15 protein-coding genes and 1 pseudogene are annotated in these 14,307 nt (G+C 72.7%); 7 read left to right on the top strand and 9 right to left on the bottom strand.

Features of this window, described 5'->3' with window-relative positions; translation table 11 throughout:
* Nucleotides 1-33 precede the first annotated feature (33 nt).
* Nucleotides 34-1,551, bottom strand: coding sequence for an MFS transporter (locus OG715_RS41115; protein ID WP_266272075.1), 1,518 nt, complete (start codon nucleotides 1,549-1,551; stop codon nucleotides 34-36).
* A gap of 316 nt (nucleotides 1,552-1,867) precedes the next feature.
* Here OG715_RS41115 and OG715_RS41120 point away from each other — a divergent pair, with 316 nt between their 5' ends.
* The 4 genes from OG715_RS41120 to OG715_RS41135 all read left to right on the top strand — a co-directional run bounded on the left by OG715_RS41120 (nucleotide 1,868) and on the right by OG715_RS41135 (nucleotide 4,479).
* Nucleotides 1,868-2,437: a hypothetical protein gene (locus tag OG715_RS41120; RefSeq protein ID WP_266272074.1), complete on the top strand. Its 570-nt coding sequence runs from the start codon at nucleotides 1,868-1,870 to the stop codon at nucleotides 2,435-2,437.
* A gap of 131 nt (nucleotides 2,438-2,568) precedes the next feature.
* The gene (locus tag OG715_RS41125) at nucleotides 2,569-2,925 is read left to right on the top strand and encodes a DoxX family protein (protein WP_323182185.1); all 357 of its coding nucleotides are present in this window, start codon (nucleotides 2,569-2,571) and stop codon (nucleotides 2,923-2,925) included.
* 68 nt (nucleotides 2,926-2,993) lie between these two features.
* On the top strand, nucleotides 2,994-3,731 hold the full coding sequence (locus tag OG715_RS41130) for a hypothetical protein (RefSeq protein ID WP_266272073.1): 738 nt from the start codon (nucleotides 2,994-2,996) through the stop codon (nucleotides 3,729-3,731).
* 385 nt (nucleotides 3,732-4,116) lie between these two features.
* Nucleotides 4,117-4,479 carry a hypothetical protein gene (locus OG715_RS41135; RefSeq protein WP_266272072.1) on the top strand — a complete coding sequence of 121 codons (363 nt, stop codon included), beginning with the start codon at nucleotides 4,117-4,119 and terminating at the stop codon, nucleotides 4,477-4,479.
* A gap of 130 nt (nucleotides 4,480-4,609) precedes the next feature.
* Here the strand turns inward: OG715_RS41135 and OG715_RS41140 are convergent.
* From OG715_RS41140 to OG715_RS41165, 6 genes and pseudogenes are all read right to left on the bottom strand, one after another.
* Nucleotides 4,610-5,552: pseudogene (locus OG715_RS41140) on the bottom strand (IS5 family transposase).
* A gap of 52 nt (nucleotides 5,553-5,604) precedes the next feature.
* Nucleotides 5,605-5,862, bottom strand: coding sequence for a hypothetical protein (locus OG715_RS41145; protein WP_266272071.1), 258 nt, complete (start codon nucleotides 5,860-5,862; stop codon nucleotides 5,605-5,607).
* 87 nt (nucleotides 5,863-5,949) lie between these two features.
* Nucleotides 5,950-6,837, bottom strand: a complete 888-nt coding sequence (locus OG715_RS41150) for an alpha/beta fold hydrolase (RefSeq protein ID WP_266272070.1) — start codon at nucleotides 6,835-6,837, stop codon at nucleotides 5,950-5,952.
* A 6-nt stretch (nucleotides 6,838-6,843) separates the two neighbouring features.
* The gene (locus tag OG715_RS41155) at nucleotides 6,844-7,494 is read right to left on the bottom strand and encodes a dihydrofolate reductase family protein (protein ID WP_266272068.1); all 651 of its coding nucleotides are present in this window, start codon (nucleotides 7,492-7,494) and stop codon (nucleotides 6,844-6,846) included.
* 143 nt (nucleotides 7,495-7,637) lie between these two features.
* On the bottom strand, nucleotides 7,638-8,642 hold the full coding sequence (locus OG715_RS41160) for an alpha/beta hydrolase (RefSeq protein ID WP_266272066.1): 1,005 nt from the start codon (nucleotides 8,640-8,642) through the stop codon (nucleotides 7,638-7,640).
* Between the two features lie 136 nt (nucleotides 8,643-8,778).
* A complete protein-coding gene (locus OG715_RS41165; RefSeq protein ID WP_266272065.1) occupies nucleotides 8,779-9,846 on the bottom strand; it encodes an alcohol dehydrogenase catalytic domain-containing protein in 1,068 nt (355 codons plus the stop codon).
* Between the two features lie 134 nt (nucleotides 9,847-9,980).
* Here OG715_RS41165 and OG715_RS41170 point away from each other — a divergent pair, with 134 nt between their 5' ends.
* Nucleotides 9,981-10,619: a CGNR zinc finger domain-containing protein gene (locus OG715_RS41170; RefSeq protein ID WP_266272063.1), complete on the top strand. Its 639-nt coding sequence runs from the start codon at nucleotides 9,981-9,983 to the stop codon at nucleotides 10,617-10,619.
* A gap of 22 nt (nucleotides 10,620-10,641) precedes the next feature.
* Here OG715_RS41170 and OG715_RS41175 read toward each other — a convergent pair whose 3' ends face one another.
* A complete protein-coding gene (locus OG715_RS41175; RefSeq protein WP_266272062.1) occupies nucleotides 10,642-11,997 on the bottom strand; it encodes a Fic family protein in 1,356 nt (451 codons plus the stop codon).
* A gap of 380 nt (nucleotides 11,998-12,377) precedes the next feature.
* On the opposite strand from OG715_RS41175, the gene OG715_RS41180 reads away from it, so the two are divergent.
* Nucleotides 12,378-13,133, top strand: coding sequence for a DUF4232 domain-containing protein (locus tag OG715_RS41180; protein ID WP_266272061.1), 756 nt, complete (start codon nucleotides 12,378-12,380; stop codon nucleotides 13,131-13,133).
* Nucleotides 13,134-13,145: 12 nt separating this feature from the next.
* On the opposite strand, the gene OG715_RS41185 is transcribed toward OG715_RS41180, so the two are convergent.
* A complete protein-coding gene (locus OG715_RS41185) occupies nucleotides 13,146-13,916 on the bottom strand; it encodes a hypothetical protein (protein ID WP_266272060.1) in 771 nt (256 codons plus the stop codon).
* Between the two features lie 229 nt (nucleotides 13,917-14,145).
* On the opposite strand from OG715_RS41185, the gene OG715_RS41190 reads away from it, so the two are divergent.
* Nucleotides 14,146-14,301, top strand: coding sequence for a hypothetical protein (locus OG715_RS41190; protein WP_266272059.1), 156 nt, complete (start codon nucleotides 14,146-14,148; stop codon nucleotides 14,299-14,301).
* The last annotated feature ends 6 nt before the right edge of the window (nucleotides 14,302-14,307 follow it).

Below are 14,307 nucleotides of genomic sequence, written 5' to 3' on the forward strand. Positions count from 1 at the left end.
CCGGACGGCGACGGCACCCGGTGGACCGGGTCGCTACGTGGTCCGGGTGGGTTCGACGGCGCCGAGCGGGGCGGCAAGCGACTCCAGGCTGCGCCGTTCCGCCTTGACGCCGATCGCCGCCTCGACCAGTCCGGCGAGGGTCATCAGGGTCGCGCCGATGCAGAACGCCAGGGTGGTGTCGGAGACCTTCCCGGTGCTCACCAGGCTGTTGAACAGCAGCGGGCCGCTGATGCCGCCGACGGCGGTGCCGACGGCGTAGAAGAAGGCGATGCACATCGCCCTGGTCTCCAGCGGGAAGATCTCGCTGACCGTCAGATAGGCGGAGCTGGCGCCGGCGGAGGCCAGGAACAGGACGGCCGTCCAGCAGGCGGTCATGGTGACGGCGGACAGCGAGCCCTGCTGGAAGAGCAGCGCGGTGCCGAACAGCAGCACACCGGAGCCGATGTAGGTGCCGGCGATCATCGGCTTTCGCCCGACGGAGTCGAACAGGCCGCCGAGCAGCAGCGGTCCGAGGAAGTTGCCGACCGCGATCACCGCGAAGTAGTAGCCGGTGTCGCCCTCGGGAACGGCGAAGTACTTGGTGAGGATCACCGCGTAGCCGAAGGTCACCGCGTTGTAGAGGAAGGCCTGCCCGATGAACAGCGACAGGCCGAGCACCGTGCGGCGGGGGTAGCGGGTGACGACCGTGCGGGCGATGGTGCCGAAGCCGAGCGGGCCGCGCTCGCGGATGCGGATCGGTTCGCCCTCCACCGGCGGCAGCTCGCGGCCGTACTCCTCCCGCACGATCCGTTCGGCCTCGGCCACCACCTCCTCGGCCTCCTCGGCCCGGCCGTGGGTGAACAGCCAGCGCGGACTCTCCGGGACGTGTCGGCGCACCAGCAGGATGACCAGGCCGAAGACCACGCCGATGCCGAAGGCCAGCCGCCAGCCCAGATCGGTCGCGAACAGGGCGGTGTTCAGCAGGGCGATGGAGGCGAAGGCACCGATCGCCGCGCCGATCCAGAAGCTGCCGTTGATCACCAGGTCGATCCGGCCGCGCACCCGGGCCGGGATCAGCTCGTCGATCGCGGAGTTGATCGCCGCGTACTCGCCGCCGATGCCGAATCCGGTGAAGAAGCGGCAGAGGAAGAAGAACCAGGCGGTCCACGAGAACGCGGTGACGGCGGTGGCCACCAGGTAGACGGCCAGGGTGACCATGAAGAGCTTCTTGCGGCCCAGCCGGTCGGTCAGCCAGCCGAAGAACAACGCGCCGCTGCACGCCCCCGCGACGTACACGGCGGCCGCGATCGTGGTGACCTGGGTCGTCGAGATGGCGATCCCGCTGCCGCTCTGGGCGAGCCGGGCGGCCATGTTGCCGACGATCGTGACCTCCAGGCCGTCGAGGATCCAGACCGTCCCCAGTCCGATCACGATCCGCCAGTGCCAGCGGGACCACGGCAGCCGGTCCAGCCGCGCGGGGACGTCCGTCTCGATCACCCCGTCACCGGGGCGGCCCTCGGCCGGTGGTGGTTGCCGTACCGCTCGCTCCGTGCCCTTCGCCGGGTCGGCCATGGTGAACCCCTTCCCTCGCGCCGGTAGGACCCCCGGCGTCTGCCCGGGTCCCGCACGACCACACCACACCACACCGAACCGCCCATCCTTCGCATGCCGCCCACCCGGCCGCGCCGGGGTCGGGGCCGTGTCCGGGGCCGGGTGGGCAGGGCCGGGATGCGGGGTCTGCCGGTGTCCGGTTCCGGCAACTCCCGGGCCGGGAGTGGTGGTTGAGGGTGCGGCGCGACATGCTGTCGGCGGGTGTGCGGCTCGCCCGGCGGGCTCGGGAGTGCCGGGCCCCGTACTCGGCTCCGGACTTCGGAAAGGCCTGTTCCCCATGGACGAGACGCTGGATCGGTTCCTGCCCGAGTACGGGCATCGAACGGTTCACGGAATCACTCTGGCGGCGCCGCCGGAGGAGGTCTGGGCGGCGCTGCAGAAGGTGACGCTGGCCGACCTCCCGCTGCCCCGGCTGCTGCTGGCGCTGCGGACCCTGCCCTCGCGGTTGCGCGGCAGGGGCCCCGACCTCCTGGACCGGTCGGTGCCCCTGGCGGAACTGTTCCGCAGGGACGACCGCTGGGTGACCCTGGCCGACGAGCCGGGGCGGTTGCTGGTGCTGGGCCGGGTCGCACGGTTCTGGGACCCGGTGCCGCGCGAGCCGGCGCGACCGGGTGACGGCGAGGGGTTCGTGGCGTTCGGTGAGCCGGGCTGGGCGAAGGCGGTGATCTCCCACGAGGTGTTCGCACACGGCGGCGGCTCACGGCTGGTGACGGAGACGCGGATCCAGGGCACCGACGCGCGCGCGAGGCGGCGGTTCGCGGCGTACTGGTTCCTGATCCGCCCGGGAGTCGGCCTGATCCGGCGCAGCGCCCTCGCCGCGGCGGGCCGCCACTGCGAGGGGCCCTGAGAAAATTCTTCTGCGGGGCTGTCACATCTGTCGCGGGCGGCGGGTCAGTGGAGTGTTCGAGCAGGTGCGGCGGGGCGGGCCGGGATCGGTCCGCCGCGTTGCCCCTCCTCACCCTCCCGACCGAATCAGGGGTGTCCGTCATATCTGTCGCTTACGTCGTTCTCGCCGTTGTCAGTGCGCTCTGGGTCGGTTTCTCGGGTGTCTCGCTCGCACGCCGGGCGGAGTTCGTGACCCAGCCGCTGGTGGAGTACGGGGTGCCGCGCTCGTGGTGGGGCCCGCTGGCGCTGGCCAAGCTGGCGGGCGCCGCCGGCCTGCTGGTCGGCCTGGCGGTCCCGGCCCTCGGCGTCGCCGCCGCGATCGGCCTGATCCTGTACTTCCTCGGCGCGGTGATCACCTGTCTGCGGGCCCGCTCCTACAAGACCGTGGCCTTCCCGCTCCTCTACCTCGCCCCCGTCGCGGTCACCCTGGGCCTGGGGTTCGCGGCCTGACCGGCACCGCCGCCGACCAGGTCCTGTCTGCCGGATCTGGGCCCGCCGCACCGCAGTACGCTGGGGCGATGCTGCTCCCCACCGTCCCGCGCGTCCGCCTGCGCTCCGCCGTTGCACCGTCCGTCGACACGCCGTTCGGCCGGCTGGCCTTCGCCACGACGATCGGGAACACCGTCCTTCCGCCGCTGCCCGATGAGCTGTTCCAGCTGCCGGGCGACCGCACGCTCGCCCGCTGGACGACCCCCGGGGCAAGTGTCGAGCTGCTGCTGACCCCGTTCGATCCCGAACTCGACCCCGATACCTGGGGGCCGCTGTCCGGCTGCCGCGCGGCGGTGTGGCGGATCGACGCCACGGCGCCGATCGGGCGGGTGCGGTTCTCGGCGGAGCTGCCGGCGCGGCTGCCGGAGGGCGCCGACGCGGGGTGGGACGGGGGGCAGGCGCTGGCCGCGGTCACGGTGGAGGACGGGACGACCCGGCTCACCGTGGGCGGCAACGACGAGGAGGCGATCTGCTATGCCGCGCTCAAGGGAGAGGCGCCCGGGCGGTGGGCGGCGCTGATGGACGAGGTGTACGACCGCTCGTTCAGCACCTGGGGTGTGGACTTCGGCCGCCACCACGGCATGACCTGGGCGCTGCCTCCGCTGGAGGCCGGCGACCACTGCGAACTTCCCGTGGTGGCGGCCTGGGCCCCGTCCGCCGACGAGAGTGCGAACACCTGGTACGCCGTCATGCCGTCGCCGACGGTTGTGCTGAGGCAGGTCACTGCCGAGCCGGCAAAGGGGGCCGACGCCTCGAACGCGGGCTGATCACGGTCCGGGCCGGAGGGGCGTCGACGCCGACGGCGACCGCCTAGGACCTGTCCGGCCGATCACGCATCTTGTGAGCCCCACCAGCCGGGGGATTCGGTGCAGTGGAGATGAGCCGACGCCCTTGCTTCCTGGGGCGGATCATGGGGTGTGTCGGCAACGGCTGAAATCGTTTCACCCGTTGCCGACAGGGGTGGAGGCGATGGACCTCTGCCCTGATGGGCTAAGCATGAACGGTTCTCCATCAGCCCATCGAGTGGTCCGTCTTCTGTGCGCGTGACCGCCGGTGGGGCGGTCAGAAATCCTTGTCCGGGCCCCCGATGTCGTTGCGCATCTGGGCAAGGGCAGGATCCCGGGGCTCCCGAGTTCCACAAGGATCTGAACCATGCGTCTTCGCAATGCCCTGACCGCCGCCATCGGCGCGGCCGTACTCATCGTCGCCCTCCCCAACTCCGCATCGGCGGCTACCGGATCCCTCGACTACACGTACGGCGACCCGCAGAACCCCACCGCCGATTCGATCCAGTTCCCGAACCTCAATGAGTGCTACACCGTCGCCAAAGTGGACGGAAACGTCGTGGATGCCTACGCGCCCGAGAACCGCAGCAATGCGGACGCGGCGATGTTCCTCGATGACAAGTGCGAGGACCCGGGGGAAGAGGGTCAGGAGGTCCTGCTCCACCCGGGCGACACGCGGGACGCCAAGTTCCACTTCCGCTCGGTCAGGTTCCTCCTCTCCTCCGGCTGACCCGACCCGTCGTAACGGCCCGCCGGGTGGGATGTGAGGTCCAGGAGGCCGTTCGGATTGTCGGCTGCCACCAATCCGGCCGGCGCACTGTACGCCTGTTCACCCCCGCAGGGTGTGCGCGGCGGGTCACTTAGTTGCGGAGCCAGATGATGAGGGCTGCGGCGGTGGCGGTGCCGAGATAGACATAGCGGCGTTTGTCATAGCGGGTGGCCACTGCCCGGTGCTGCTTCATCCGATTGATGGCCCGCTCGATGGTGTTGCGCTTCTTGTACCGCTCTTTGTCGAAGCTGGGTGGCCGCCCGCCGCGTGAGCCTTTGCGCAGGCGGGCGGCGTGGCTGTCGGTTTTCTCCGGGATGGTGTGCCGGATGCCGCGTCGTCGCAGGTAATGGCGGCAGGGGCCGTTGCTGTAAGCCTTGTCGGCCGTGAGGCTGGCGGGCTTCTTGCGGGGCCTGCCCGGCCCGGGTTTCGGGACGCGGATCTTCTCCAGGACAGTCGTGAACTGGGTGCAGTCCGCCCGCTGCCCCGGCGTGACAACCAGGGAGAGTGGGCGGCAGCGGCCGTCCGCACTCAGGTGGAGCTTTGTGGTGAACCCACCGCGCGAGCGGCCCAGGCCCTCACCCCCAGCGCCACCTCCACCAGGCGGGCGACGAGGCTCTCCCACCGTGTCTCGTGCTGGTGTTCTTCTGAAGGGTCCCCCTTTTGAGGCAGGTTCCGGCGGCGGGTCAACGCGGGCACCCGCCGCATGCTGATGCGCCCGCACAATGGTGGAGTCCACCGAGATGTCCCAGTCGATCTCACCCGTTGCCGACAGCGGCATCGGCCGCAGCCTGGACCTGCTGGAGCAGACGCTCCCAGGTTCCATCTGCTGACCACAGCCGGTGCCGTTCATAGACCGTCTTCCACGGCCCGAACCGCTCGGGCAGATCACGCCAGTGCACTCCGGTCCGCACCCGGTGCAGGATCCCATCGATCACCTGCCGGTGATCCCGCCACCTGCCACAACGCCCATTACTGACCGGCAGAAACGGCCTCAGCCGTTCCCACTCTGCATCACTCAGATCACCCCGGCCCATGACCACAGCAACGACCCGGACACCAAGCAGTCACAGATCGGCCGGACAGGTCCTAGCGTTCGGGGGAGGCGTCCTCGATGGCGGCGAGCAGGAGTGCGTGAACGGTGGCCGCCGCCTCCTGGGTGGCCGGGTCGGGGTCCGTGAGCTGGGGGGTGATCAGCTCGGCGGCCGCGGCGAGGAGCGGGACCGGCACGGTGGCCTCGCGCAGGTGGAGGAGCTGGGAGGCGGCGCGCTCGCCGGGGGTGGCGCGGGTGCGGGCGTCGGGGATCAGGGAGGTGAGGCCCCGGGGGAGGGGCTGGGTGCTGGTCACCCGGTCCATTCTTCCGCCTCCGGGGTGCCGGCGGTCACCACGGCCGGCCGGCGGGTTCCGCGCCGCGTCCTTCCCCGGGGGAGCGCGTCAGGTCGGATCGGTGGGCGGCTCCTCCGGTCCGGGGTCCGACGGGGTGCCGAGGCCGAGCATCGCCGCCGCGACCGCGCCCACCGCGGCGTCGGGGATCCCGATGGCGGCGTGGTCGAGGACGAGGAGCCGTGCGCCGGGGATCTCGCGGGCCAGGGCCTCGCCGTTGCCGAGGGGGAAGAGGGGGTCGTGGCGGCCGTGGACGACGAGCGCGGGGAGGCCGATCGCGGGCAGGCGTTCGCGCCAGCGGGGTCCGCAGTCGAGCCGGGTGAACACGGTGCCCAGCTGGTTGGCCAGTTGGACCGGGGGCGCGGTGCCGGGGGTGCGGTCCCAGATGCGCGCGGCCCGTTCGCGCGCGGCGGCGGGGTCGTCGCCGCGGATGCTCGCGCCGTCGGCGGCGAACTCCGCGACCGCCTCGCGGTCGCTCCAGTCGGGCATCGGTCGGGCGAACAATCGGCCCATGACCGCCCGGTCGTGGTCGGGGAGGTCCTCGTCGGGCGGGCCGGGGGCGACCGGGCGGGTGCCGGCCAGGGTGAGGGCGGAGAAGGCGTCGGCGTGGTCGAGGGCGGCCACCTGGGCGACCATCCCGCCGACGCCGGTCCCCGCGAGGTGCGCGGGCGCCCCGCCCAGCGCGTGGGCGAGGGCGGCGGCGTCGGCGGCGAGGTCGCGCAGGGTGTAGGCGGGCGCCTGCGGGTCCACCGTCGCCGACTCCCCGCTGTCGCGCAGGTCGTAGCGCACCACCCGGCGCCCGCCGGCGGCGAGGCGCTCGCAGAGCGCGTCGGGCCAGGAGAGCATGGTGGGCCCGCCGGCGAGCAGGACGAGCGGTGCGTCGTGGTCACCGAAGGACTCGATGCCCAGGACGGTGCCGCGGACGGCGACGGTGGCCATCTCAGCTCACCGGCCGTCGCTGTCGCTGTCACGGCCGAGGCCCCGGTCGGGCGCGCTCATGTCGCCCGTCGCGGGGACGCCGTCGGTGCGGGCGTAGCGCAGGTACACGGTGCCCTCCGGACCGGCGGTCGGCGGTTCGAGCAGGGCGAGGTTCGTGGGTACGGCGCCGCCGTCGAACACCTTCTTCCCGACGCCGAGCACGATCGGGTGCACCCACAGGTCGAGGCGGTCGAAGAGCCTCTCCCGCAGCAGGGTCTGCACCAGGTCCAGGCTGCCGACGACCTTCACGTTCCCGTGCCGCTCGCGGATCTCCCGCACGGCGGCGGCCAGGTCCGGGCCGAGCTGCGTGGAGCCGTCCCACGGGAGCTCCGGCGTGCCCCGGGAGGCCACGTACTTCGGGACGCGGTTGAACAGCTCTGCGATCTCGCCGTCCTTCTGGTGCGGCCAGTACGCGGCGAAGATGTCGTACGTCCGCCGGCCGAGCAGCAGGGCGTCCGTGCCCTCGTACGCGGCGATGATCTGCGCCCCGGTGACCTCGTTCAGCAGCGGCGCCTGCCAGCCCCCGAACGGGAACCCCGTCGGGTCCTCGTCCGGCCCGCCCGGTGCCTGCGCGACGAGGTCGAGGGTCGCGAACAGCTCGATCTGGACGATTCCCATGTCTGTACTCCCGGAGTGCGTGGATGTCCCTTCGAGATGTAGACCGGCCGGGACCGGAAAACTCATCGCCACGCCGGTACCCGGTTCTCCGGGCCCGCCGGCCGGGGGCCGTGCACGGTGGCCCCCGGCGCGCGGTCGCGGTGTCAGGCCGGGACCGGTACGGCGTCGAACTGGCGGGCGAGGTAGTCGAACCAGGTCCGGTGGAAGGCGGCGGCCAACCGGGAGCCGGGGGCGATGAGGTCGAACGCGTGGTAGGCGCCGGGGTAGAGGTGGAGCTCGACCGGGACTCCCTGGGCGCGCAGCCGGGCGGCGTAGTCGAGGTCCTCGTCCCGGAAGCAGTCGAGGTCGCCGACGGTGATGAACGTGGGCGGCAGCTCGGCGAGGTCGGCGGCGCGGGCGGGGGCCGCGTACGGGCAGACGTCCTCGGTGCCGGCGCGGTCGCCCAGGATCGCCTGCCAGGCCAGCAGGTTGGTCGAGCGGTCCCAGACGCCGATGTCGGTGATCTCGTGGCTCGACGCGGTCCGGTTGCGGTCGTCGAGCATGGGATACGTCAGCGACTGGAACAGCGGTGCCGCGGCGCCCCGGTCGCGGACCAGGAGGGTCGTGGCCGCCGCGATCCCGCCGCCGCCGCTCTGGCCGGCGATGCCGATACGGGTGGCGTCCAGGCCGAGCGCCTCCGCCTCCCGGCAGAGCCACTGGTAGGCGGTGAAGCCGTCCTCGGCGGCGCCGGGGGCGGGCGTCTCCGGGGCGAGCCGGTAGTCGACCGAGGCGACGGCGCAGCCGAGGCTCGCCGCGAGTTCGCTGAGCCACGGCTCGTCCTGGGCGGCGAAGCCGAGCACCTGGCCGCCGCCGTGGAACCAGAGCAGTACCGGCAGCGGTCCCGGTGCGGTGGTGGGACGCAGCAGGCGGACCGGCACCGGGACGTCGAGGCGGTCCGGGCCGTCCGGGACGTCGGCGCGGTCCGCTCGGCCCGTTCGCCTCGCGAGGTGTTCCTCGACGGTGACCGACGGGTTCGCGGGCGAGCTGTCGGCGGCGGATTCGGCCTGGGCGCGGAAGGCCGCGCGCGTGGTGGCCAGGTCGGTCAGGTCGAACGCGCCGTTGGGGGTCATGGGGACCGCGTCGAGGGCCAGGCTCAGCTCCTGGTCCATCAGCCGACGGGAATCGGGCGTGCGGGTACCGGGCCTGCGGGAATCAGGAATACGGATCTCGGGCGTGCGGGTCTCGGGCATGGTGGTGCCTGCTTTCGGGGAGGGGCGGGAGGGAGGGATCAGCGGGGAGGACGGTTCAGGCGCTGAACGTGTCGATGACGACGACACCGGTGGGCCCGTACGTCTCCAGGGACTCCAGGACCTCGCTCGCCTCGTGGAGGCCGACGGTGCGCGAGACGATCCGGCCGGGGCTGAGCCGGCCGGCGGCGATCATGTTGAGCATGGTGCCGAAGCGCTGGCCCTGCATGCCGAAGGCGCTCACGAATTCCAGCTCCTTGACCATCATGACGTCGATCGGCAGGGCGACGTCGCCCTGCTCCGCGGCGGTGGTGTGCCCGAGCTGGAGGTGGCGGCCGCGGGTGCGCAGGGACAGCACCGAGTTGCGGCAGGCGGCGGCGATGCCCACGGCGTCGACCGACACATGGGCGCCGCCGCCGGTCAGGGTCTTCACGGCCTCGACGGGGTCGGTCGCGGCGGCGTTCACGGTGTGGACCGCGCCGAGCGCGCGGGCGGCGTCCAGCTTGTCGTCGGTGATGTCGATCGCGATGACGTTGGCGCCCGTCGCCGCGGCGATCTCCACCGTCGAGAGCCCCGTGCCGCCCCCGGCGCCGTAGACCGCGACCCACTCGCCGCCGCGGACCCGCGCCTGGTCGACGACCCCGTGGAAGGCCGTCATGTAGCGGCAGGCGAGCGCGGCGACGTCGGTGAAGCCGACGCCCTCGGGCACCTCCACCAGGTTGACGTCGGCGAAGCGGACCATGACGTACTCGGCGAAGGCGCCCCAGTACGAGACCCCGGGGACCAGGGAGTCCACGTGCTCGCAGACGTGCTGGTTGCCGCTGCGGCAGAACTCGCAGGAGCCCTCTCCGGGATTCATCGGGAAGATGACGCGGGCCCCCTCCTTCCACCCCCGGACGTCGCGGCCGACCTCCACCACGGTGCCGGCGAACTCGTGGCCGAGCACGAACGGGGCCTCGACCCGAGGTCCGCCGGTCCAGAACTGCCCGGCCCACAGGGCCCAGTCGGTCCGGCAGATGCCGTTCGCCCCGACCCGCACGATCGCGCCGTCCGGCGGGCACACGGGGTCGGGCACGTCCTGGAGGACGAGCGGGCGGTGGAGTTCCTCGATGACTGCGGCGCGCATGGCGCGGCCTCCTCGTGCTGCGGGGTGAAGACGCGTGGAGCGGGGAGCCGTCACGCGAAGTCCACCGGTTCAAGTGGTGGACCTGGAAGCTAGCCGCTTGTTCGGAGCGATGTCAACCGCATAAAGTGGTGGACATGAAGGGTCAGCTGAAGGACACGACACCGGACGGCACCGATGGCGCGGACGGCGTCCGGGAGGGGCGTCAGCGCGCCAAGACCGACTTCCGCTTCGACGACGCGCGGCTGTGCTTCGCCTTCGCCGGCACGCTGGCCGACCGGGGCACCGGAACGCCCTTCGAACGGCTGGCCCGGCCCGAGGACTTGAGCCGCTGGGCGGTGGAGAGCGACTGCACCGCGGTCGCACCGCCCTGCACCGGGGCCGACCTCGACCGGGCCCGGCACCTCCGCGAGGCGATCCACCGGACCGGCCGGGCCCTGGCGGACGCCGTCCCGCCCGCCCCGGAGGACATCGCGCTCGTCAACCGCGCCGCCGCCGAACCGCCGTCGACCCCCGAACTCGCCCCCGACGCCACCACGGTGCGCTGGCACGGCGACGGGATCACGGCGGTCCTGTCAATGGTCGCCCGGGACCTGATCGCCCTCTGCGCCTCCGAGCACCGCGCCCACGTCCGCCTCTGCGGAAACCCCGACTGCGCGGTCCCCTTCGTCGACACCTCGCGCGCGAGCGCCCGCCGCTGGTGCTCGATGAAGACCTGCGGCGCCCTCGCCAAGAAGCGCGCCTACCGCGCGAGGCAGCAGACGCCGGACCGCTGAGACGGGCCCGCCGCCCGGCGGGTCACCGGGTGGCGGCGCGGCTCTGCCCGATGGAGAACTCGACGGTACGGCACAGGTTCAGCGCGTCCTGCGGATCGTCGGCCCGGCGGCCGAACCTGCGGATCAGCACCACCGAGTCGGGCGTGACGCCCGCGCGGGCCAGCACGAACACCAACGTGAGCAGCGCGGCGCGGCCGTTGCCGTCGTCGAAGGGGTGGAAGAAGCAGACATCGAGGTGGGCTCTCGCCGCCCTCGCGGCCGGCGAGAGCCGGGCGTTGTCCGCCTGCGCCAGGCAGGCGTCGAGACGGGCGCGGGTGTCGGGGCCGATGCCGTAGCGCTCGTCGCCGCCCTTGGCGAAGGCGGGGCGGGTGCGCAGCGGCGGCGGTTCGGGAGTGCCCAGGACGTGCTGCTGCCAGCGGTGCAGAAGCTCGAAGTCGAGCACCGCGCCACGTGCCGCGTCCGCCCGCACCAGCTCCAGTGCGGTGAGCAGGCCGGCGGCGCGGGCGGGGTCGATGGCGGCGTCGAAGGAACGGAAGTCCTCCGCCGCCCCGTCGCGGGCGGGAGTCACCGGTCCACCGTCGTCGCTGCCCTCGCCGACCGGCCACGGCACGCTCCCGCGCACCTCGATCCAGCGCTCCAGGTGGTCCGGGAGCGGGCCGCGGTCCGGCGGTGACCAGCGGGTGTCCTGCGGGCGCAGCGGGCCGACAAGTTTCTCGGCGATGTCCTCCGCCAGGGCGGTGTCCGGCGCGGTCCAGCTGCAGAACCGGCCGCCGACCGCCTGCCGCACCAGCCGCGCGGCCGTCTCGGGGGCGACACCCCAGCGGCCGAGGAACCAGCCCAGGACCTGGAGGCAGTGCCCGTACCAGCCGCTTTCGGCGCCCGTGCGGTCGGCCACCTGCAGAATCAGGTTCCGGGCGGCACGCTCCCACCGGATCCGGTCCGCGAGCAGGGTCTCCGGGTCCAGCGGGTAGGCCTCGAACCACTCCGCGAGGTCCTCCAGCCAGCCACGCCACTCGCACAGCGCCGCGACGACGCGGTCGACGGTCTCCTCCGGGGTGGTGATCGAGTGCGAGGCGCAGCACCAGCTCCCGACCGGCCCGCCGTCGAGGTCCCCTTCGCCGAGCGACCAGCGCCACCCCGCCGCCCACCGGCCGTAGTGCTCCACCAGTACGTGCGTCATGGCATCGGACCACGGCTTGGCCACGTCCCGGGCCCAGTTGACCCCGGCCGTATCGATCTCGGGGTCCGGCCGGGACGGTACCTTCCGCGCCGGGCCGAGCGAGCGGACCACCCGCGCCACCGACGCGGGATCGAAGGGGTGGCAGTCCGGGTCGACCTCGTGCCAGGTGAGGTCTGCGGGGTAGAGCGTGTTCGACACCTGCTCAGCGTGCCACGGGCACCGGGCCTGTGGGCAACGGTATTCCGCCCGGGTGCCGGTAGCGGAGCAGGCCGTCGCGGCGTCGTATGTCCGTGGCTCCGGTGTGCCGGACGGGCAGTTCCGGAGCGCGGTAGGGGCAGAACGGTGGGGCGGACGGGGCAGCGAGGGAGGGTAGGAGGCTCCGGGAGATCCCGTCCGGCGGCGTCGAGGGGAAGCGTTCTCGCAGGTCAGTATGGGTGTCTTCGGCTCCGGCGGGCCGGATCGGGAGTGCAGGGTCGTCGGGCCGGGGTGGGGAGCGGGCCGCAGTACTGTCCGGCGGGGTTCGGACGGCGGTGCCGGGCGGCCCCGCTCGTCCGTACTTCGACCTCGGGGGATCTGCCATGTCGGCTTGCCGCACTCTGCTCGTTCCGGCCGCGCTCGTCGGCGTCCTCCTCGCCGTGAGCGGCTGCGGACCCGACGACCCCAGTGGCCCGGGACCGGCGCAGGCCGCGACCGGAACACCGGGGGGCGCTCCGGCGAGTACTCCGGCCGCTGCTCCGAGCGGCGCCGCGACCGCCGCGACCGGCGCGCCCGGTACGGCCGCGCCGAAGGCCACGGCGCCCGCGACGCCCACCGCGCCGCCGACCGGTGGGACGGCCGCGCCCGGCGGAGGTGTCGACGAGGCCTACGCCTACGCCCACCCCTGTGACGCCAAGGACCTCGCGATCCACGTGACCGCCCGCCCCGAGGCGACCAGCCAGCGGGTGATCGAGGTGCGCAACCAGGGCGCGCACTCCTGCGGCCTGAGCTACTTCCCGCTGGTCAGCCTGGGCGACTCGCACGCCGCCGACCGCGGCAAGGACATCAGGCCGCTGGTCCCCGGCGGGCTGGGCGGCCCGCCCGCCTACCCGGTCGGCGCCGGGCGCACGGCGTTCGCCGTGATCGACCTCAACCCCGGCGGCGGATCCACCGCGGCCTCGGCCGGGGTCGACCAGCTGAACGTGGTGGCGGACGGTGACCACATGCCGACCGCCGAGACGCGGAACTTCCCGCTCGGCCCCGGTGCGAAGGTCCGGGCACCCAAGCTGGGCCTGTACCGGGCCACCGTCGCCGACGCCGTCGCCAGCGCCGCCACCGCGGACCAGCAGCAGCATTAGCGGCCGTCGTGCTCAGCCGAGCGAAAGGGCCTTGACGCCGGAGAGGAGCGGGATCAGCCGGAAGTTGCCGTCCCCGGCGCCGCAGGAAGGCTGGGTGTCGGGGGTGTTGGAGATATTGGTCCCGGCCCTGAACCGCCCGTCCTTGCTCGGGGCGAACGTGGTGAAGTGGTCGCGGAAGCCTTCGTAGTAGTACATGCACTGGTGCAGGTTGAGGTACCGGCCGGTGGTCAGGTCCAGCGGTGTGGCGCTCGACAGCAACGGGACGGGGTGGTCCGTGCCCCCGCCGCCGCAGAAGGGGTCGGTGTCACGGGTGTTGGAGACGTTGGTGCCGGCGACGAACTTGACGTCGGTGGTCCCGACCACCGTGGTGAGGTGGTCCTGGTCGTAGTCGCTCCAGAAGACGCACTGGTGCAGGTTGAGATAGCGCCCGGTGGTGAGGTCGTAGCCCTCGGCGGCCGTGTAGACGCTGGGCTCGTAGGTCCCGTCGCCAGGGCCGCAGACGGCTGCGGGGACGGGGGTGTCGGAGATGTCGGTGCCTGCGCTGAACCGGCCGTCCCGGCTGGGGACCAGGGTGGTCATCAGGTCGAAGCTGGTCGGCAGGAAGGGGCCGTGGTAGACGCACTGGTGCAGGTTCAGGTACCGGCCTGCGGGCGGCGGCGGGGCCGTGGCGCCGTCGGTGGTGGTAGCGGTAGCGGTGGCGGTGGCAGCGGGAACGGGGCCGGCCAGGGCGGCCACGGACAGGGCGGTGGCCGCGAGGGCGGCGGAGCGTGGGAGTACACGCATGGGGGACTCTCCTCGGCGCGGTGCGGCGGCTCGGGACGAGCGGCCGTCACGCACGAGGCTTCCCCCCCGCCCCCGGAGGCCCCCGGCCGTCGGGCGGGAACTTCACCTGAACGACCGGCCCGCCCGTACGGTCCGCGCGACCCAGCGTCTCCGACGTGCTGTCCGCCGTGTTCCGTGCCCGGTTGGTAGGTTCATCCGGACGCACTGACGACGGACACGAAGGAGCGCCATGGGCGTCTTCCGCAAGCTCACCTCGATGGGCACGCTCGGACTGGTCGACTTCCGCAGCGACAAGGAACGGATCGCCAGGAACACCAAGCAGACCGTCAAGGAACTGAGGAAGCAGACGAAGCTGATGAAGGAAGCGAAGAAGCGCGGCGAGTAGCCGGAG

The organism is Kitasatospora purpeofusca (genome assembly GCF_036010405.1).
Lineage (GTDB): Bacteria > Actinomycetota > Actinomycetes > Streptomycetales > Streptomycetaceae > Kitasatospora > Kitasatospora purpeofusca.